Here is a 19,649-nt window from a genome sequence, read left to right on the forward strand (position 1 = left end):
CGAGACAAACGGCACAACCGCGTCGTCGACACCCCCACCCATCCTCGCGTCCGTCGCCCCCCCCCCCCCCGCCCCCGGCCGGGACGGTCGGGAGGTCATCAGGGCGGCGAGTTCGGCTCCCGCGCGGTCGATGCGGGCGGCGAGGGTGCCGTCGACGGCGCTGGTCCCGTTGCCGTCGCCACCACCGCTGCCGCTGCCTGCCGTGCCCCAGTCCTCGGAGGCCGCGTATACGGCGGTCGGTACGACGATCGCGCGCAGGTAGGCGAACAGCGGGCGCATGGCGTGTTCGAGGACCAGGGAGTGGCGGGCGGTGCCGCCGGTGGCGGCGGCCAGTACCGGGGTGCCCGCCAGTGCGTCTTTGTCGACAATGTCGAAGAACGACTTGAACAGGCCGCTGTACGAGCCGGTGAACACCGGGGTCACGGCGATCAGGCCGTCGGCGCCGGTCACCGAATCGATTGCGTCGCGCAGATGATGCGCCGGGAAGCCAGTGAGCATGTTGTGCGCGATGTCGCTGGCCAGGCCCCGCAGCTCGATGACCCGTACGTCCACGTCCACGTCACCGTCGACATGGCGGCGTACCGCCTCCGTCAGCCGGTCGGCCAGCAGCCGGGTGGACGACGGCTGGCTGAGACCGGCGGTGACGACGGCGAGCCGGCGTCGCTCGATCGGGTGGTGCGTCATGCCCGGGCCTCCAGGACTTCGTCGGCGGTGTCGGCGTCGCGGCGGGCGAGCAGCGAGGCGTGGGTGGGGGCGTCGGGCACCTCGGCCGGGCGGCCCTTGGCGAATTCGGCGCGCAGGACGGGGACGACCTCCTCGCCGAGCAGGTCGAGCTGTTCGAGGACGGTCTTGAGGGGCAGACCGGCGTGGTCCATGAGGAAGAGCTGGCGCTGGTAGTCGCCGACGGCGTCGCGGAAGGTCAGGGTGCGTTCGATGACCTGCTGCGGGGAGCCGACGGTCAGCGGCGTCTGCTCGGCGAAGTCCTCCAGCGACGGCCCGTGCCCGTAGACCGGGGCGTTGTCGAAGTACGGCCGGAATTCCCGTACCGCGGCCTGCGAGTCGCGGCGCATGAACACCTGGCCGCCGAGGCCGACGATGGCCTGCTGCTCGGTGCCGTGGCCGTAGTGCGCGAAGCGGCGACGGTAGAGGTCGACCATCTTCTTGGTGTGTTCCATGGGCCAGAAGATGTTGTTGTGGAAGAAGCCGTCGCCGTAGTACGCGGCCTGCTCGGCGATCTCCGGGCTGCGGATGGAGCCGTGCCAGACGAACGGGGGCACGCCGTCCAGCGGGCGGGGCGTCGAGGTGAACGACTGGAGCGGCGTACGGAACTTGCCCGCCCAGTCGACGACGTCCTCGCGCCACAGCTTGTGCAGCAGCGCGTAGTTCTCGACGGCGAGCGGGATGCCCTGCCGGATGTCCTTGCCGAACCACGGGTAGACCGGCCCGGTGTTGCCGCGGCCCATCATCAGGTCGACGCGGCCGTCCGCCAGGTGCTGGAGCATCGCGTAGTCCTCGGCGATCTTCACCGGGTCGTTCGTGGTGATCAGCGTGGTGGAGGTGGACAGCACGATGCGCTCGGTGCGGGCCGCGATGTAGCCGAGCATGGTGGTGGGCGAGGACGGCACGAAGGGCGGATTGTGGTGCTCGCCGGTCGCGAAGACGTCCAAGCCGACCTCCTCGGCCTTCCGCGCGATGGTGACCATCGCCTTGATCCGCTCGTGCTCGCTCGGCGTCCGTCCGTTGGTCGGGTCCGTCGTGACGTCGCCGACCGTGAAGATCCCGAACTGCATCACACCCACCGTCCTGTCGCCCTCACCCTGTTTGGTTGAGCATTCAACATCCCGAACATTCCGGCCACCCTACCTATTCCCCTGACCCGGCCGCACCCTGAGCCCGGCCGCACCCTGACCCCGCCGCACCCGGCCCCCGGCCGCACCCTGACCCGGCCGCACCCGACCCCCCGCCGCACCCGGCGCGAGCCCCCGCCTCGGCGTACGTTGGAAACGCCCGCCCCACCCGCCCCCAGCGACACGGAAGAGAGAGCCACCTCCATGGCAAGGATCCTGTTCGTCCTGACCGGAGCCACCCACTGGACGCTCGCCGACGGCAGCGCGCACCCGACCGGCTTCTGGGCCGAGGAGGCCGTGGTCCCGTACCGCGTCTTCACCGAGGCGGGCCACGAGGTCGTCGCCGCGACGCCGGGCGGGGTCGTGCCGACGGTGGACCGGGGAAGCCTCGCGCCCGAGTTCAACGGCGGCGAGGAGGGCGCGGCGGCGATGGCGGCCGAGCTGGCCGGGATCTCCGCCTTCCAGCACCCCGTGAAGCTGTCCGACGTCTCGCTCGACGACTACGACGCGGTCTTCTACCCCGGCGGCCACGGCCCGATGGAGGACCTGTCGGCCGACGCCGTGTCCGGCGCCCTGCTCAACGCGGCCCTCGCCTCGGGCAAGCCGCTCGGCATCGTCTGCCACGCGCCCGCCGCGCTGCTCGCCACCGCCACGGGACCCGGCGGCGCCTCGCCCTTCGCCGGTTACCGGCTGACCGGCTTCACCAACGTCGAGGAGACCCAGGCGGGCTTCGCCGACAAGGCCCGCTGGCTCCTCCAGGACCGGCTCGTGCAGCTCGGCGCCGACTTCCAGGAAGGCGCTCCCTGGGCGCCGCACACCGTCACCGACCGCAATCTGCACACCGGTCAGAACCCGGCCTCCGCCGGTCCCCTGGCCGCCGAGATCCTCAAGACCCTCGGCTGACGAACCGGCCTTCCGCCCCGCCCCCGGGCCCCCGACCGGCCACCGCCGACCCGCTACACTGGCGCCTGTCCCCGCCCCAGTAGCTCAGGGGATAGAGCACAGCTCTCCTAAAGCTGGTGTCGCAGGTTCGAATCCTGCCTGGGGCACACCGGAAGTAGCAGGTCACAGCCATGAGAGGCCCTCCCGTTGTCCAACGGGAGGGCCTCTTTGGCCGTGGAAGTCGGCACGGGGGCCGCACGGGCCCCCCGGAGACCCCACGGAGTCCGCACGCCCCCGAGGAGACCCGGCCGGTCAGCTCATGTTGTTATACGCGTTGCCCGTGTGGGCGTCGGAGATCGCGCGGGGGGCGAAGGGGCGGGCGGGGTCGCCGGTGCCGGAGTAGAGGTAGACGGTCTTGGTGGCGGCCTGGTAGGCGAAGAGGTCGGCCTTGCCGTCGTGGTCGACGTCGCCGGCGCCGGTGAGCTGGGAGTACGTCTGCCAGCCGGAGCCGATCCGGGTGCGGCGCTCGAAGGTGCCGTCGGACTTGCCGAGGTAGAGCCACAGCACGCCGTCCTTGTCGCGGGCGACGAGGTCGCCCGCGGGTCCGCCCGCGAGGTCGCCGACGGCGGTGAGCTGGTCGTAGCCGGTCCAGCCCGTGCCGACGCGCACACGGGGCTCGAAGGGGCGGGCCGCGCTGCCGGTGCTGCGGTAGAGCCAGAGGGCACCGGTCGTGTCGACCGCGACGAGATCCGGGCGGCCGTCACCGGTGAGGTCGCTGCCGCCGGTGAGATGGGTGTACGTCTGCCAGCCGCCGCCGACGCGGACGCGCGGGGTGAGACCGCCGTCCTCGCGGCCCGAGTAGAGCCACAGGACCCCGTCCTTGTCGCGGGCGACGAGTTCGGGAAGGTAGTCGGGGCTGTTCGTCCCCGCGATGTCGCCGACGGTCTCGAGCTTGTCGTAGATCTGCCAGCCGCCGCCGATCCGCGCCCGCTGGCGCCCGTCGGCGGCGCTGTCCCGCCACAGCCCGCCCGAGGCGTCGCGGCCCAGCAGGTCGGGCAGGCCGTCGTTGTCGAAGTCGTGCAGGGCGGAGGTCGGGGTGCCCGCGTGCGCGAGGAGCCGCGCGAACGGCCGGCCGTTCGGGTCGAGGGCGACGCGGAAGACGCCCGCCCCCTGGGCGGAGTCGCTGCCCTGGACGATCCGCGCGGTGCCGTCGGGGACGGCGTACGAGGCGTCGGCGCGGTCGAGGAAGGTGACCTTCTCGCCGGTCCCGACACGCAGGGCCGTCGTCCCATACGTCACCCAGTCGCCGAGCAGGCCGATGGTCAGGTCCGTACCGGCTTTCACGCCCGGCACGGGCACCGCGGTGTCCGCGCCGGTGGTCCGGTTGCGGACGACCACCCGCAGCGTGTTCGCGGCGGTGTCGTCCTCGATCCAGGCGAGGCGGTTGCCGGAGATCACCGGATTCCGCGCCTGCCGCGGGTAGGGGAAGGTGAGGGTGGCGGTGGTCAGGTCGATCAGGCCGAAGCGCCGGTCGCTCTCCCCGGTCCCGGTGGGGACCAGGCCGTGGGTCGCGTCGCCCGGCCGTACCCGCCCGTAGTCGGTCCCCTCGGGCAGGCCCTGCACGGCGCGGTTCGCCCCGTCCGCGGTCTCGACCCACAGCTTCGTGGCGCCCCGGACGAACAGCGCGCGGCCCGCGACGCCCCCGTAGAGGCTGTCCAGCCCGTCGTCGACCGTCCGCAGCGCGAAGGAGGTGCCGGTGGGCATGTCCAGCACGCGGCTTCCGGACGTGTCGCTCGTGGTGGTGACGGTGTCCCCCGAGATCTCGGCGATCCCGTTGGCGGTGTCGAAGCGCAGGTCGCGGACCGGGCCGGGCCCGTACGGGGTCCAGCGGAGCTTGCCGTCGTCGCCGTCGTGCGGGACGTACGTCCAGAAGCCCTGGGTGCCCGCGGACGCCAGCGTGGCGCCGGGCGTCATCGGGAGCAGGCCGCTCACCCCGGACGTCGCGGCGGACGCCCGCGTCGCACCCGCTGAGGCGGAGGTGGTGGCGGTGGCCGTGGTGGTCAGCGAAGCCGCGCCCAGGGTGACGGCCAGGACGGTGGCGGTCGCGGCGACGAGACGGCGGCGCCCGGTGCGGAGGGAGAGCGGGGAGACCAAGGAACGTTCCTCCTGTGCGTAACGGGGTGGGACACCGCCCTTGGTGTCCCACCCCGTCCGACAGCCGACCCGTCGGGTTGGTTGTGCTCTGCGGTCAGATGATCAGAGGAAGTCAATACGGCGTCGTACGGGTGAAGTTGGGGACACCCCGGTCTCCGTCGGCCGTTCTCAGGTCGCGAGGTGGGCGAAGACCACGGTGTTTCCCTCGTAGGAGTGAGTGCGCGCGTTCCAGTCGGAGCAGGTGATGAGCCGGAGTTCGGCGTCCGCGGTGTTGCCGTAGACGTCGAGGGTCGGGAACCGGGCCTTCTCGTAGGAGCGGACGGCGTCGACGGTGAAGACGGCGACTTTGTGGTCGGCGCGGGTGACGCGGATCTGCTGCTCGGGCTTCATCGCGCCGAGCCGGTAGAAGACGGCGGGGCCGGTCTCCTTGGAGTCGACGTGGCCGAGGATGACGGAGGGTCCGGTCTGGCCGGGGGCGGGCGAGTTTCGGTACCAGCCGGCGCGCAGCGGCTTGGAGGGGACCTCCAGGCTGCCGTCCTTGTTGAGGCCCAGGTCCAGCAGGTCGGAGTGGACGCCGATGGCCGGGATGTCGAGGGCGACCGGCTTGGACGCGGGCAGGGTGCCGGGCCGGGTGGGCGTCGGACCGGCCGCTTCGGCCGAGGCGGCGCCGCTCGGCGGGGCGGGCATCGCGGCCATGTCGTGGCCGGACATCTCGTGACCCGACATGTCGTCGCGCGGTGTGCTTCCCGCGACGGCCGGGCCCGGCTGCGGCGGCGGGTTGCCGCCGCCCCCGGTGGTCCCGGCGAGTACGGCGGTGACCCCCGCGGCGACGCAGGCCACCGCGAGGACGACGAGCATGACCGCCGTACGTCGCGTGCGGCCCACGCGGCCGGTGCGGCCGGTGCGGCCGTCGCCGGTCGTACGTACGGTGTCGTCCGTACGGCCGGTCTCGTCGTCCCGGCCGTCCTCGTGCGCGGCGGCGGCGTCGTCACTCATCGGGTCGTGACGCCCCTGCGGCGCAGGGCGAATCCGCCAATGCCGAGGCCGACCAGGGCGGCGGCGCTGCCGCCCGCGACCATGCCGGTGTGGATGCCGCTTCCGGTCTGCGTGGCGCCGTCACCGGTGTCCGCGCCGCCGCCGGGCATCGAGGTCATCTGGGAGACGTTGAAGGCGCCGCAGAGGGCGGGGTCGGTGGCCTCGGCGGGCAGGGTCTTGTCGAGTTCGCTCGCGCCGAGCACGTTGTCGTACTTGCCGTTGCCGTTGTAGTCGATGCCGTGCACGACCAGGACGGCCTTGCCGGACTTGAGGTTCGCGGCGACGTTGTCGGTGACTTCGAGGGTGCGGCTGTACTTGACGCTCGAACCGGCCGGGAAGCGGTCGACGGCCAGGGCGCTCTTGGGGGTGCTGTCGCCGCTGGTGGTGAGCGAGGTGCCGATCATGCCGTAGTCCTTCATGGCGTCGGCGACGTTGATCGAACTGTGGCCGTTGTGGTCCTTGGCCTCGGACGGCTTGGGGCACACACCGGCGCCGTCGACGTGGATGTGCATGGCGTGCGGGGAGCCGCCGCCGACCAGGCCCGACGCGGTGACGGTGATCTTCGCGGTGTTGCCGGAGAGCTGGATCATCGCCGTACCGCTGCCCGTGACGTGGTTGGCGGTGATCGGGTCCAGCGACGCCTGGTACGTGGTCCAGGGGACGTCGGTGTCCGTCGGAGCCGCCCACGCCGCCGCCGGGAAGGCCAACGGGACTGCGGCGACTGCTATCGCGGTCACGACACGTGCGCTGGTGGATCGCATGGTGGTGCTGCCCTTCACTCGCGGATCCGCGGAGTCGGCATGGCGTCGGCTCCGCGACCGGAGGCGGGTGCCTCCGCACTGGCATTCGGAGCGGTGGGGGGCGCGGATTGGTACGGGTGTGCCCATGACCTCTTTACGGCGGTACCTCCGCGTCCGGGCATACGGACATATCGCATACGTATGTCCGTATACCTGGGGAGAGCCGGAGCGCCGTGCGCCGCGCACGACATGACGTGCCGTCAACATCGGCACCATCGCCAAGCCGGACGGCGCACCCCTGGCATCCGTATCCGCATATTCGCCCGATCGGGGACAAAAACCTCTTTCGGGCAATCCGGCACCTCCCCTGGAGACGAACGGGGTGCAGGGACCGGTCCCGAGGCCGGACTCTTCACCCCCACAGAAAGACCACCCATGAGTTCACGCAGAACACCGGGCATCGTCGGCCGGTGGAAGTCGGCAGCGCTGCTGCTGACGCTCGGCACGGCGATCGCGGGAGCGGCGCTCGCCGGTCCCGGTACGGGCGTCGGCCAGGCGTCCAGCCACCGCGAGGCGCCGCTGATCGCGGCGGACCCACAGGTCGACAACACCGACCTCTACGCGTTCTCCAGTCCTGACAAGTCGGACACGGTGACGCTGGTCGCGAACTGGTACCCGTTCCAGGAGCCCAACGGGGGGCCGAACTTCTACCCGTTCGCCACCGACGCCCAGTACGACATCAATATCGACAGCCAGGGCACCGGCAAGGCGGACCTCACGTACCGCTGGACCTTCCGCAACGAGGACCGGCGCGGAGACAAGACATTCCTGTACAACAACGGCGTGGTGAACAACCTCAACGACAAGACGCTGCTGTTCCGCCAGCACTACACGCTCCAGGAACTGCGCGCGGGCAAGCGCCCGGTCACGCTGGTGAAGGACGGCATCGCGACGCCGTCGAACGTCGGCAAGGCGTCGATGCCGAACTACGGGCGGCTGCGCGGCCAGGCGACGCGGAAGCTGCCCGGCGGCGGTCAGACGGTGGCCTCGCAGGCCGCCGACCCGTTCTTCCTCGACCTGCGCGTCTTCGACCTGCTGTACGGCGGGAATCTGTCGGAGACCGGGCACAACACGCTCAAGGGCTACAACGTCAACACCCTGGCGATCCAGGTCCCGAAGTCGGCGCTGGCGCTCAACTGCAACCCCAAGCGCAACCCGGTGATCGGCGTGTGGAGCACCACCTCGCGCCGCACCATGAACCTCTCCCCGGGCAAGCAGACGGCCAGCGGCCCGTACGTGCAGGTCTCGCGGCTGGGCAACCCGCTGGTGAACGAGGCGGTGGTGCCCGCGGGTCTGAAGAACGCGTTCAACGCGCTGCCGCCGTCGCAGGACCACAACCAGCCCAAGGTCGTGGCGAAGGTGCTCAACCCCGAGCTGCCGATGCTGATCCAGTCGATCTACGGGATCCCGGCGCCCGCGACACCGCGCAAGGACCTTCAGGAGATCTTCCTGACCGGTATCGCGAAGGCGGCGAACGGCCCGCTGGCCGTGGACCTCAACTCGCAGCTCATGAACCAGGACGCCGACAAGAAGCGGTTCGTCCCCGCCGAGGAGCTGCGGCTGAACATGTCCACCCCGGTCACCGCGAAGCCGGACCGTCTCGGCGTGCTGAACGGCGACTTCCAGGGCTACCCCAACGGCCGCCGCCTCGGTGACGACGTCGTGGACATCGCGATCCAGGCGCTGGAGGGCGCGACCCCCGGCCACCTGATCCAGGCGCTCGCCGCGGGTGACGGCGTGAACGGACCCGGCGTCCCCTTCGCCGGCACCTTCCCGTACGTCGCGCTGCCCTACACCGGCTCGGTCAACCAGGCCGGCTGAGCAAGCCACCCGGCGTGGGCACCTGACAGGCCCACGCCGGGTCCCTCTCCTCCGGTCCGACCGCCCCACCCGTCCGACCGGCCGGAGCCCCTGTTCGCCCCGAGCGGAGAAAACAGACCCCCATGCGCCGCCTCGCCCTGATCGCCACCACCGCCGTGCTCTGTGCGGGCCTGACCGGCTTCGCAGCGCTGGAGCGCTCGGGCGGCGCCTCGTCCCCGCCGCCGTCCGACGCGGTCCCGGGCCAGAGTTCCGATACGGGTTCCGGAACAGGTTCCGGTACGGGTCCCGGCCCGGTCTCCGGCCCGGTCTCCGGCACGCAGGCGGCGCCGTTGAGCGTCGACGCCATCGTCGCCAAGCTCCAGAGCACGCTGCGCGCACAGCCGAACGACGCCTCCTCCTGGGCCCAGCTCGGCTCGGAATACGTCGAACAGGCCCGGCTCGACGTCGATCCGACGCTGTACCCGAAGTCGGAGGCGGCGCTGCGCAAGTCGCTCGCGCTCCAGCCGCGGCACAACACCGCCGCGCTCACCGGAATGGCCGGACTGGCCAACGCGCGGCACCAGTTCGCGCAGGCCAGGACGTGGGCGGACAAGGCGATCAGCGACGACCCGTACGCCTGGGCGCCGTACGGCGCGCTCAACGACGCGCTCACCCAGTTGGGTGAGGACAGCGCCGCGCAGGACGCCGTGCAGCGGATGCTCGATCTGCACCCGTCGACGGCGTCGTTCACCCGGGCGTCGTACACCTTCGAGCTGCACGGGCGCACCGCGGACGCGGAGCAGGCGCTGCGGCGGGCGCTCCAGGACGCGACGACGGCGGCCGACCAGGCGTTCTGCCACCACTACTTGGGCGAGCTGGCCTTCAACACCGGCAAGACGCGCGAGGCGCTGCGGGAGTACCGGACGGCGCTCGCGCTGGATCCGACGTACACCGCGTCGCTGGCGGGCGCGGCCAGGGCGGAGGCCGCGCTCGGGCGGACGGACCAGGCGGTCGCGGACTACCGGACGGCGATCGACCGGGTACCGCAGCCGCAATATGTGCTGGAATTCGGCGAATTGCTGGAGTCGCTGGGCCGGGCGCCGGAAGCCAGGGCGCAGTACGGGGTGCTGGAGGCGGAGCAGAGGCTGTTCGCGGCCAACGGCGTGGTGGACGACCTCAACCTCGGCCAATATCAGGCCGATCACGGCGACGCGGACCTCGCGGTGAAGCTGCTGAGCGCCGAGTGGGACCGGCGGCACAGTGTGCTGGTCGCGGACGCGCTGAGCTGGGCGCTGCACCGGGCGGGCCGGGACGGCGACGCGCTGCCGCTGGCCGAGCAGGCGAACCGGCTCGGCTGGCGCGACGCGCTGCTGCGCTACCACCGGGGCGTGATCGAGCAGTCGCTCGGCGACGACGAGGCGGCGCGTACGGACCTGGCCGGGGCCCTGGCCGCCAACCCGGCCTTCTCGCCGCTGTACGCGCCGGACGCGCGCGCCCGGCTGACCGCCCTTCAGAAGGATCAGAAGGAACCGGCGGCACAACCACCGCAAGGACGGCGAGGACAGCGATGACGACCCCGATCCGTGCCCGGCGCGGCGCGGCCCTGCTGCTGGTGGCGGTGCCCTCGCTGCTGTGGCTGGCCGCCCCGGCCGTCTCCGCCCACCCGCTGGGCAACTTCACCGTCAACCGGTACGACGGTCTGACCGTACGCCCCGACCGAATCGACGACCTCGCCGTCGTGGACACCGCCGAGATCCCCACGCTCCAGGCCAAGGCCGCCATGGACACCGACCACGACGGGGCCCTGAGCCCGGCGGAGGCCGCGGCCCACGCGCACACCGCCTGCACCGACCTGGCGCGCGGTATCGACGCGACGCTCGGCGGCGACACGGGCGCGGCCGGCGGTTCGGGGACCGCGGGCGGTGCCGGGGACGCGCGGCGGTCCAGGGCCCTGCGGTTCGGGCTGACGGACGCGTCCTTCCGGCTGGTGCCCGGGCAGGCCGGGCTCGACACCGGACGGCTGGAGTGCCGGCTGTCCGCGCCCGCCTCCCCCGGCCGCGGCGACACGATCACGCTGGCCACCGGCGTGGACAGCAGCCGGATCGGCTGGCACGAGATCACCGCGCACGGGGACGGCGTACGCATCGGCTCCTCGGACGTCCCTGCCGTCTCGGTCTCGCGCGAGCTGCGCGCGTATCCGGCGGACCTGCTCGCCGACCCGCTGGACCAGCGCCGTACGCGGCTCGTCCTGGGCTCGGGTCCCGGGGCCGTCGCGGCCGTCGCGCCCGGCACCGGCTGGCCCTCCTCCTGGTACGCCGCCCTCGACCGGCGGCTGGGCGCGCTCACCGACCACGACCGGCTCACCCTCCCCGTCGGGCTGCTCGCCGTGCTGATGGCCATGGTGCTGGGCGCGGGGCACGCGGCGCTGCCCGGTCACGGCAAGACGATCATGGCCGCGTATCTGGCGGGCCGTCAGGGGCGTCCGCGCGACGCCGTCACGGTCGCGGGCACGGTGACGCTGACCCACACCGCCTCCGTCCTCGTCCTCGGCATCGCGCTCAGCGTGTCCTCCGCGCTCGTCGGCGAGGACGTCCTGGCCTGGCTCGGTACGGTCAGCGGCATCGTCATCACCGCGGCCGGTCTGTGGCTGCTGCCGTCGGCCATCCGGGTCTTCCGGGCGCGGCAGGCGGAGCACGGGCACGCGGGGGGCGCGGCTCACGGTTCGCACGACCACGGCCACGAGCACGGACACGAGCACGGACCGGGACACGGGCACGGGCACGGACACGCGCACGGACACGGGGCTGAGCACCAGCACCCGCACCCGTCGTCCGGCCCGCTCGTCGAGGTCCCCGAGGGCGCCGAGGGCATCACCCAGCAGAGCGCGGCCACGACCGTCGCCACCACGCGGGTCGCGGTCCTGGACGAACGGGAGGCCCCCGAACACGAACCCGACCACGAGCACGGCCTTGAGCACGGCCTTGAGCACGACCACGGCCACGACGGTCACCACTCGCACCACACCGACGATCACACCGCCCACGAACACCCGCACCGCCACGGCCTCTTCGGCCACGGCCACCATCACCACTCCCACTCCGCGGGCGGCACCCGCAAGCGCGGCGGTCTCATCGGCATCGGCATCGCGGGCGGCCTGGTCCCCAGCCCCTCGGCGCTGGTCGTCCTGCTGGGCTCGATCGCCCTCGGCCGTACGGCGTTCGGCGTGCTGCTCGTCGTCTGCTACGGCCTCGGCATGGCCGCCACCCTCGCCGCCGCGGGCCTGCTCCTGCTGACGCTCAGAGACCGCTTCCCCGCGCTGAGCGGCGGGAGATGGCACGCCGTCGGCGCGTGGAGCGGTCGCCTCACCCCTCTGGGCACCGCGCTCCTCATTCTCGCCGTGGGCGTGGGAACCGCCCTGCGTGCGATGCCCCTCTGACGGATCGACAACACCCGCACCCGTTGTCCCACGGACGCCACAAGGACAGAACCATGCGCACACCCTCGCGTACGACGACCCGCACGACTGATATGACCGGCACGACCCGCACGGCCACGCGTACGGCCACACGTACGGCCACACGTATGACACCGCGCACGTCACCGCGTACGGCCTCCCGCCCGGCCGCCCTCCTCGGCGCCGCCCTGACCGCCGCCGTCCTCGCGCTCGCGCTCACCTCCTGCGCCGCCGACCGGCACACGGGAGCGCTGGTCACCGGCCCCGCGAGCCCGCGTCCGACCTGCCGCGTCCACCAGGCGACGCTGCCCGACCGCGACTACACGGCGGGCAAGAACAGCGACCCGATGGCCGTACTGTCGATGCTCCGCTACTACACGGCCCAGCACGCGCTGCCCTATTGCGACGGAAAACCGGCCAGCCGTCAGGACGACGCCTGGGACACCCTCTACGGCGACCTCACCCGGCGCTGAGCGCGCCACCGGCCCCCGACTCCGCCCATGACCCCGGCGGACGGCCGACGGGCGCCACGTCAGGGCGCCCGCACATCCGTACGTCCGTACCCCCTTTCCAGGTGGCCATCGGGCGGAGCGGCCATACCTGAGGACCGGGGCCACGAACTCCCCTTGGTCCGCACGGCACCCGGTTCAGCACCGGGCGCTGAGGAGGTGAGCCGAATGCCGGACGCAGGTCCGACGCGTCTCCCGTCGCCGCCGGAGGCGGAGTGCTGGGAGAGCGACGGCCTCGAACAGCACATGCTGGCGGCGGGACGCGGCGACCAGGAGGCGTTCACCGCGCTGTACACGCTGCTCTTTCCCATGGTCAGGTCGCTGGTCCAGCGGCGGGTGCGGCTGCGCGCCGAAGCCGAGGACATCGCCCAGGACGTCATGGCCGAGGTGTGGGCGAAGGCGTCGCTGTACCGGCCGGAGCAGGGGAGCGTACGCGGCTGGGTCGTCACCATCGCGCACCGCCGTGCCGTCGACTGGATCCGGCGCAACGCCGTACTGCTGCGCAGTGAGGACCTGGCGGCCCGCAGGACGCGGCTGCCGGCCGGCGACAACGTCCTGGACATCGTCGAGCGGCGCATGAGGCAGGCGGCGGTGCGGCGCGGGGTGAGCGTGCTGACCGATCTGCAACGGGAGGCGATCCACCTGGCGTTCTACGCCGAGCGCAGCCACCAGGAGGTCGCGGAGACGCTCGGCATCCCGCTGGGCACGGCCAAGTCCCGTGTCCGCAGCGCCCTGACGCGTCTGCGCCGCGACCTCGGTCTCGACCTGGATCTGAACCTGAACCTGGATCTGAACCTCGACCTGGACCGCAAGTGACGGCGCGGGACGGCGGAGAGGGGACGACGGACACGGGACGACGGACACGGGACGGCGAGGGCGGGGGGCGTTACGGGCGGCGGGCCGCGTTCCACTCGCGGTAGACCGCCCACGCGTCCCCGACCGGGCCCAGGTGCCCGAGTTTGTCGGGGTTGCTGACGGAGTTGATCATCTGGATCCGGCCGTCGAGCACGTCCAGCGTCCACACGTTGAGCAACTTGCGGTCGCGGTCGCGGAAGATCATGCCGGGCTGGCCGTTGATCTCGTGGGACTCGACGGTCACGTCGATGCGGAAGAACCAGGGGAAGGTGGTGGCGAGCAGGCGCGTCACGTTCTCGACGCCGCTGATGGCGCGGGCGAACTGCGGGGTCTTGCCGCCGCCGTCACCGACGACCTGGACGTCCGCGGCGAGCACGTCGCGCAGGGCCTCGACGTCGCCCTCGCGCAGCGCGTCGAAGAACCGTCCCGCCAGCCGCTCCCGCTCCCGCCGGTCGGCCTCGAAGCGCGGGCGGCCCTCGTCCATGTGCCGCCTGGCGCGTACCGCGAGCTGACGGCAGGCGGCCTCGGAGCGGCCGACGGCGGAGGCGACCTCGGGGAAGCCGAAACCGAAGACCTCGCGCAGCACGAAGACGGCGCGCTCCAGCGGGCTGAGCCGCTCCAGCAGCAACAGGGCGGCCGTCGAGACGGAGTCGGCCAGTTCCGCCGAGCGCGCCGGGTCGTCGTAGGGGTCGGCGAGCAGCGGCTCCGGCAGCCACTCCCCCACGTACTCCTCGCGCCGGAAGCGGGCGGAGCGCAGCACGTCGATGGAGACGCGGGTGACGGCGGCCGACAGGTACGCCTTGGGCGAGGCGGGCGAGGTCCCGGCGGCCTCGTAGCGCAGCCAGGTGTCCTGGACCGCGTCCTCCGCCTCGCTCACGCTGCCCAGGATCCGGTACGCGATCGAGAACAGCAGCGGCCGCAGGTCCTCGAACTCCCCCGCCCGCGCCGCACCGGACCGTGCCCCGTCAGACCGCGCCGAACCCTGCCCCTGCCGCGCATCCGCCCGCGTCACTTCAGCCCCTTCTCGAACCCCTCGCGCCACGACGAGTAGCGCGGCTCCCAGCCCAGTTCCCGCCGGGCCTTGGCATTGGAGAAGCCGCGGCCCTCGGTCATCATCGTCACCGCCACCTCCTTCGCGGGCAACCGGTCCGATCTCACAGGCGCCAATCGAGGCGCGGGAATTCCAGCGTGCGCCGATTTCAATGAACACTCGATAGCATTCGCTACGCATTTCACAAGGAAACATTAGTACGCACGTTGGGCTCGTGTCGAGGTCGAGTAGAAATACGCCTTCATCTCACGGGGGAATGCCGACGAGGAGGCAGAGCATCGGCCACACCGACAGTCGTTCCGGGCTCGCCTTGGCGGACAGTCGAGGACCCTGACGCGCAGCACACTTCGGACAACTCATCCCCTATGCATCGAAAGGCCCGGCGACTGCCCTCAAGCATGTTTCACATACGCCCATTGCATAGGCCAGTAGAGGACTACGCATACTACGCACGTAGTCCGCATAAACTATGCGGGGAGATACACATGCGAAGCAGGCCTAAGGGAATGGCGGACGAACCAGCTTGCGGGGACCCCAGCACCCGTGCTCTGATTCCCCAGATACGCGATACTCGGGCACCGTCGCGCCCCACTTCTCTGAGGATAAATTTGTTCGCCGTACCACCTCCCCCGCATCCGATTGTTTGGGCGCAAGACGAATCTCTCCGCACTGTCGAGAATGGTTCGTCTACTATTGAAAATGGCAACACACGGGTTCACGTGCGCATAGTTGGATGGAATGACGGGATATTCCGCCTCGCGCAATCCGCAACCCTTGCCCGACCCGGGCCCCTCGTCCAACTCGCGCAGTGCATGCCTTCGAGCATTCCGACCAGCGTCGTATTCGCCGTCCTGCACGACAGCCGGTAACACGGTCGTCCGCAGCTCAGGGTGCCTGACCCGCCCGCGGTACTCGGCACCCTGCAAGGACGTGTCAAGCCTTCAGCAAGCTCTCCGTCCGCTGTGCGGGCATCTCACTCCGCGAAGGACGGTTCGCACAGCGGAGAGGGGTGTTGACGTGTCGGGGGAGAACAGGTCTGCCGGGCAGGTGACGGTGGACGGTAGGGCAACACGGGGCGACGGGAGCGAGTGGCTCACGCTGCCCCAGCGCAAGAAGGTGCTGGTGCTCGTGCACACCGAGGTGTACGGAAGGCGGTTGCAGGATTTGCTGCCACTCCTTGAGTCAGATCTCCGGATCGAGGTCGTGTTCACGATCCCGCCGCACGCTTTCAACAACGGGGTGGCCGCGTACTTGAGCGGGCTGGGCGCCACCGTGGTTCCGTGGGAGGAGGCCACAGGCAGCGACGAATTCGACTTGGCCCTGGCTGCCGGGTCTCAGGGGATGGAGCAGGTCCGCGCTCCGCTGATCCGGATCTCACATGGGGCCGGCCACATGTCGCTGGCGAGAGGTCAGACGCCTGGCGGGGGGAGCCGCGAGCCGGGAGGCATCACGGGTCGCGCGGGTCTGACGTGGAACGGCAAGGTGGTGCCACGTAAGGTCGCGCTGCCCCACCGGGACGACCTGCGGGAGTTGGCACGCTGGTGCCCGGAGGCACTTCCGGTCGCCGAGGTGGTCGGAGATCCCACCCACGACCGGATCGCCGCGAGCCTGCCGTATCGGGCGAACTACCGGGAGGCATTCGGCGTCGGGGACAAGGAACACCTGGCTCTGGTGACGTCCACGTGGGGACGCCGTTCGTCCTTCAACCGGCTTGACGGACTGCTCCCCCGGCTCCTCACGGAACTGCCCCGCGACCGGTACCGCATCGCGCTGCTGGTGCACCCCAATGTGTGGTCGCGCCATGGACAGTTCCAGGTCAGGGCATGGCTGGCTGACTGCCGTCGTTCGGGGATCATGGTGCTGCCGCCCGAGGTCGACTGGCGCGCGGCGCTGGTGGCGGCGGACTCGGTGATCGGCGACTACGGTTCCACCACTTTGTACGCGACGCTGACCGGCACACCCATCGTGCTGGCCCGCTACCCCCAGCATGATGCCAACCCCGCGTCACCGGGTGTCGACTTGGCCCTCACCGCGCCCGCACTGTCGCCCCACAGACCGCTCGCGGAACAGCTCGACTACGCTTCCGCCACGTATCCGCGCCGCGACTTCAACCGGATCTCACGGCGGATCTCGTCCGAGCCAGGCCGGTTCAACGAACGGATGCGGCGCCTGCTGTACCGGACTCTCGGGATCGGCCAGCCTGCCTTCCCCCCGGTGACCGAACCGGTGGCTGCCCCGGCGTGGGAGGCGTCCGCGTGATCCGTCCCCTTCCCGAGCAGGCAGCACGAGTCCCGGAGGACACGGTATGCGTCAACGTGACCGCTGCCCCGGAGGACGGCACCCAGGGCGCCGAGACCTCCCGCCGCTGCGCGGACATCCTGTATGGCATCGGCGACCCGGAAGCGGCGCTGGAGTTGCTTACCCGCTACCCGGGTTGCCTCCTCGTCTCCCTCAGGGACACGTGCGGCCGCTGTGTGACCGTCTCGCGCACCGGGCCGCACTGCACGATCGCCCCTGTGCGGGATGACAGGGAGCACGCACTGCTCGTGTCGACGCTGTACCGATGGCTCATCGACATCAACTCTCTCCCGACTCACCCAACTCTTCTGCCGACGGATCCTCTTCCAACGAACGCAGTCGATCCTTGAGACGCCGGGCGTCCAAGGGACTGACCGGCGCATAGTGAGCCAGGGACTGCTCGTACCAGTCCCTGGCCTTCTCCCTGTCGCCTCGTTCTGCCGAGGTCTGTCCGAGCATTTCCAACACATGCCCCTGCCAATGCACTGATCCCGCCGCCGCGAACTCCGCGAATGCTTCGGTCAGTTGACGCTCGGCACCGTCGAGGTCCCGGATGCCTTCGGCCGCGTGAGCCCTGCCGAGGAAGGCCAGGGCACGCGCGGCGTCATAGGGGTCGGGGACGGCCAGCAGATCGGCCCGCGCCCTGCTCAGGAAGTCGATCGCCCCTCGCGGGTCGCCGGACGCGAGCGCGATGTCACCGAGGCACAGCCGACTCAACGCAGCGCCCCTGACGTACCCGATGACTTCCCTTATGGCCAAGGCTTGTTGGAAGAACGAGAACGCACGGTCCAGACGTTGGGCAAGTCGGTGGGACTGGCCAAGACCGTGCAGTGCCTGGGCCTCGGCCCGGCGGTCCGCGCGGCCGCGGGCATCCTCGAGCGCGCGGCCGAACCAGTCGATCGCTTCGTCGTAGCGGCCGACGTTGTAGAAGCCGCTGCCGCCGGTCGTGAGCATGCGGCTGACGCCCTCGGGGTGCCCGGCCCGCTCTGCTGCGGCCAGACCGATCACATGGGCCTCGATCCACAGATCGTATGGGCGCAGCCGGAGAAACAGTGGTTGCATGCTGTCGACCAATTGCCATGCTGTAGGGAAGAGTTCACGCTCAGCGGCGAGTCTTACCGCTGCCAAGAGGTGCAGCCGCTCCCGGTCGAACCACGCCAGCGCTTCGGCGTCGTCGCTGAAGAACGCGGTCGAGGAGGACCCATCCGAGAATACGTGCGCGGGTGGGTGGGCGTAGTCCCGCCTCAGCTCCCGGTGGCTGGGGGAGAGGAGTTTCCTGGCTTCGGTGGCGGTCGCAAGGTACCAGTCGAGTACACGTCGTACGACGGTCTCTCGGGCTGCGGACGAATCCTCCTTCGTGGCGCGCCGAAAAGCATGTAGCCGTATCAAATCGTGCAGACGAAAACGGTCGGGTCCCAACTCCTCGACCAGGCTGGCGTCAACGAGTTCATCCAGGGTACGCGCGGCATCCTCGCGGGAGCCACCCCGGGCCGCCGCGACGACGTCCGGCCCGAATTCAGTAATGAAGGACAACCCCAACTGCCGATAGCCGAGGGCAACATCGGGAGGCAGAGCCGCGTACGAATCATCCAGCGCAGTGCGTACTGCCCGGTCCTCACCCGCGTCCAGGACGGCCAACCGGTCGTCCTCCCGGGCCATGGCCCCGACCAGGGAGGAGAGTGGCTGTTTGGGCCGGGCGGACATCCGAGCCGCGGCCACACACAGGGCGAGCGGCAGTCCACCACACATGCGGGCCAGCCCGTACGCGATCTCCCGTTCACGTGCCACCCGTTCTGCGCCGATCCTTCGACTCAGCAGCTCCAGCGCGGAACCAAGTTCCAGGACGTCGAGATGGTGGAAGGCCGCGCCGTTCACGCCTAGACCGGACAACCGCCGTCGACTGGTGACCGCCGCGAGCGCACCGGGCGACGCGGGCAGCAGTGGCCTGATCTGTGCGGCGCTGTAAGCGTTGTCAAGCATGACCGCGATTCGGAGGTCCGCGGTGACCGTACGCCATAGGGCGGCCTGTTCCGCCAGCGAGGCCGGCGCGTGGTCGATGCCCAACGCTCGGAGGAATTGGCCGAGGACTGCCCCTGGATCAGCAGGACCTATATCTGAATATCCCTGTAAGTCCACGTAAAGCTGTCCTGCCGGATACTCAGAGGTGAGGCCGCTGAGCCAGTGCGAGACCAGTGCAGTCTTGCCAACGCCAGGAGTTCCACTGATCACGACGAGTACAGACGCGCCGGTTCGTGCGGAGCGTATCGATTCGAGGGCGGCCAGGTCGGCGTTCCGGCCGGTGAAATGGACCGGCCTTGGGAGAAGTTGGCGCGGAACCGGCCGCAGCGGCGATGGCACGGGAGGGGCGGACCCGTGGACGTGAATGCCGCCGCTGATGTCCCGGGCCTGCAAGGTTGGGCCGTTGATCCTGGTGCCACCGGAGATCGAGTTGGCGATCACGGTGACGTCGCCGGCTGGGGCGATGTCGTTCGCGGAAACCGCCGCCAGCCAGATCCGCACGGCCGTCAGGAGGTCCGGCCGAGCTGCGGCGAAGGACATCACCCGGCGCGCTGCGGCACGCACGGCCACAACGTCCTTGTGAAACGCCCCTCCCGGAAGATCCTGCAACCACGGCCTACAACTGTCCGGCAACAGCCGTGCCAACACTTCCATCGCCGTACCGTCGGCCCGTACGAACGCAGCGGTCAGTTCCTCCACCGTCGCCTCATGCATACTGAGCGCCCTCCCTCAGGACTGCCTGCAGCCCGTGCCGCCCGACGGACATCTCGGTGAATCTATGGAGCCCGTCCGGCGGTCGATGTTCCACGCCGCCCGTTCCTGACCATGAAAGACAGACGTTGGATGAGTAAGAAACGTTTCGGCCAACAAATCATCCACGGGAAGGTGGCTCTGTCGACCGGAGTTGACGCATGTCACTCTGGACATGGCGGAGCACGGCCGTAC

The 19,649-nt window shown here is 70.6% G+C and carries 14 protein-coding genes and 1 tRNA gene; 8 read left to right on the top strand and 7 right to left on the bottom strand.

Annotated elements, in window-relative coordinates; all coding sequences use genetic code 11:
• Together ACZ37P_RS04410 and ACZ37P_RS04415 are read right to left on the bottom strand one after the other, a co-directional pair.
• The coding region (locus tag ACZ37P_RS04410; protein ID WP_467344817.1) for a CE1759 family FMN reductase at nt 1-684 on the bottom strand (684 nt) is incomplete at its 3' end.
• The gene (locus ACZ37P_RS04415) at nt 681-1,790 is read right to left on the bottom strand and encodes an LLM class flavin-dependent oxidoreductase (protein ID WP_355337796.1); all 1,110 of its coding nucleotides are present in this window, start codon (nt 1,788-1,790) and stop codon (nt 681-683) included. The genes ACZ37P_RS04410 and ACZ37P_RS04415, both read right to left, overlap by 4 nt.
• A gap of 261 nt (nt 1,791-2,051) precedes the next feature.
• Between ACZ37P_RS04415 and ACZ37P_RS04420 the strand changes: the two genes are divergently transcribed.
• Entirely contained in the window at nt 2,052-2,750 is a 699-nt protein-coding gene (locus tag ACZ37P_RS04420) for a type 1 glutamine amidotransferase domain-containing protein (protein ID WP_467344819.1), read from the top strand.
• A 73-nt stretch (nt 2,751-2,823) separates the two neighbouring features.
• A tRNA-Arg gene (locus ACZ37P_RS04425) sits at nt 2,824-2,896 on the top strand.
• Between the two features lie 145 nt (nt 2,897-3,041).
• Here the strand turns inward: ACZ37P_RS04425 and ACZ37P_RS04430 are convergent.
• From ACZ37P_RS04430 to ACZ37P_RS04440, 3 genes are all read right to left on the bottom strand, one after another.
• Complete coding sequence (locus tag ACZ37P_RS04430; protein WP_467344820.1) at nt 3,042-4,883, bottom strand: FG-GAP-like repeat-containing protein; 1,842 nt, start codon at nt 4,881-4,883, stop codon at nt 3,042-3,044.
• A gap of 168 nt (nt 4,884-5,051) precedes the next feature.
• The gene (locus tag ACZ37P_RS04435) at nt 5,052-5,879 is read right to left on the bottom strand and encodes a class F sortase (protein WP_467344822.1); all 828 of its coding nucleotides are present in this window, start codon (nt 5,877-5,879) and stop codon (nt 5,052-5,054) included.
• A complete protein-coding gene (locus tag ACZ37P_RS04440; RefSeq protein ID WP_391043313.1) occupies nt 5,876-6,655 on the bottom strand; it encodes a hypothetical protein in 780 nt (259 codons plus the stop codon). Before ACZ37P_RS04440 ends, ACZ37P_RS04435 begins: the two co-directional genes overlap by 4 nt.
• A 438-nt stretch (nt 6,656-7,093) precedes the next feature.
• On the opposite strand from ACZ37P_RS04440, the gene ACZ37P_RS04445 reads away from it, so the two are divergent.
• The 5 genes from ACZ37P_RS04445 (at nt 7,094) to ACZ37P_RS04465 (ending at nt 13,297) form a co-directional block, all read left to right on the top strand.
• Nucleotides 7,094-8,539 carry a DUF4331 domain-containing protein gene (locus ACZ37P_RS04445; RefSeq protein ID WP_355337781.1) on the top strand — a complete coding sequence of 482 codons (1,446 nt, stop codon included), beginning with the start codon at nt 7,094-7,096 and terminating at the stop codon, nt 8,537-8,539.
• A gap of 122 nt (nt 8,540-8,661) precedes the next feature.
• A complete protein-coding gene (locus tag ACZ37P_RS04450) occupies nt 8,662-10,089 on the top strand; it encodes a tetratricopeptide repeat protein (RefSeq protein ID WP_467344824.1) in 1,428 nt (475 codons plus the stop codon).
• Complete coding sequence (locus ACZ37P_RS04455; protein ID WP_467344826.1) at nt 10,086-11,954, top strand: HoxN/HupN/NixA family nickel/cobalt transporter; 1,869 nt, start codon at nt 10,086-10,088, stop codon at nt 11,952-11,954. Before ACZ37P_RS04450 ends, ACZ37P_RS04455 begins: the two co-directional genes overlap by 4 nt.
• Nucleotides 11,955-12,100: 146 nt before the next feature.
• Complete coding sequence (locus ACZ37P_RS04460) at nt 12,101-12,445, top strand: hypothetical protein (protein ID WP_366823709.1); 345 nt, start codon at nt 12,101-12,103, stop codon at nt 12,443-12,445.
• A 204-nt stretch (nt 12,446-12,649) separates the two neighbouring features.
• Nucleotides 12,650-13,297 carry a sigma-70 family RNA polymerase sigma factor gene (locus tag ACZ37P_RS04465; protein ID WP_355337769.1) on the top strand — a complete coding sequence of 216 codons (648 nt, stop codon included), beginning with the start codon at nt 12,650-12,652 and terminating at the stop codon, nt 13,295-13,297.
• 70 nt (nt 13,298-13,367) lie between these two features.
• Here ACZ37P_RS04465 and ACZ37P_RS04470 read toward each other — a convergent pair whose 3' ends face one another.
• Nucleotides 13,368-14,348, bottom strand: a complete 981-nt coding sequence (locus ACZ37P_RS04470; RefSeq protein WP_467344830.1) for an RNA polymerase sigma-70 factor — start codon at nt 14,346-14,348, stop codon at nt 13,368-13,370.
• Nucleotides 14,349-15,434: 1,086 nt separating this feature from the next.
• Here ACZ37P_RS04470 and ACZ37P_RS04475 point away from each other — a divergent pair.
• The gene (locus ACZ37P_RS04475) at nt 15,435-16,646 is read left to right on the top strand and encodes a hypothetical protein (RefSeq protein WP_467344831.1); all 1,212 of its coding nucleotides are present in this window, start codon (nt 15,435-15,437) and stop codon (nt 16,644-16,646) included.
• A 318-nt stretch (nt 16,647-16,964) separates the two neighbouring features.
• Here ACZ37P_RS04475 and ACZ37P_RS04480 read toward each other — a convergent pair whose 3' ends face one another.
• Nucleotides 16,965-19,418 carry a tetratricopeptide repeat protein gene (locus ACZ37P_RS04480; protein WP_467344833.1) on the bottom strand — a complete coding sequence of 818 codons (2,454 nt, stop codon included), beginning with the start codon at nt 19,416-19,418 and terminating at the stop codon, nt 16,965-16,967.
• Nucleotides 19,419-19,649: the final 231 nt, after the last annotated feature.

The sequence above is a fragment of the Streptomyces sp. NPDC024632 genome, from assembly GCF_055559175.1.

Bases quoted from the DNA above. Each gene is read 5' to 3' on its own strand.
- ACZ37P_RS04455 (WP_467344826.1), top strand. From the start codon at position 10,086: ATGACGACCCCGATCCGTGCCCGGCGCGGCGCGGCCCTGCTGCTGGTG.
- ACZ37P_RS04445 (WP_355337781.1), top strand. From the start codon at position 7,094: ATGAGTTCACGCAGAACACCGGGCATCGTCGGCCGGTGGAAGTCGGCA.
- ACZ37P_RS04435 (WP_467344822.1), bottom strand. From the start codon at position 5,879: ATGAGTGACGACGCCGCCGCCGCGCACGAGGACGGCCGGGACGACGAG.
- ACZ37P_RS04450 (WP_467344824.1), top strand. From the start codon at position 8,662: ATGCGCCGCCTCGCCCTGATCGCCACCACCGCCGTGCTCTGTGCGGGC.
- ACZ37P_RS04415 (WP_355337796.1), bottom strand. From the start codon at position 1,790: ATGCAGTTCGGGATCTTCACGGTCGGCGACGTCACGACGGACCCGACC.
- ACZ37P_RS04460 (WP_366823709.1), top strand. From the start codon at position 12,101: ATGACACCGCGCACGTCACCGCGTACGGCCTCCCGCCCGGCCGCCCTC.
- ACZ37P_RS04465 (WP_355337769.1), top strand. From the start codon at position 12,650: ATGCCGGACGCAGGTCCGACGCGTCTCCCGTCGCCGCCGGAGGCGGAG.
- ACZ37P_RS04420 (WP_467344819.1), top strand. From the start codon at position 2,052: ATGGCAAGGATCCTGTTCGTCCTGACCGGAGCCACCCACTGGACGCTC.
- ACZ37P_RS04480 (WP_467344833.1), bottom strand. From the start codon at position 19,418: ATGCATGAGGCGACGGTGGAGGAACTGACCGCTGCGTTCGTACGGGCC.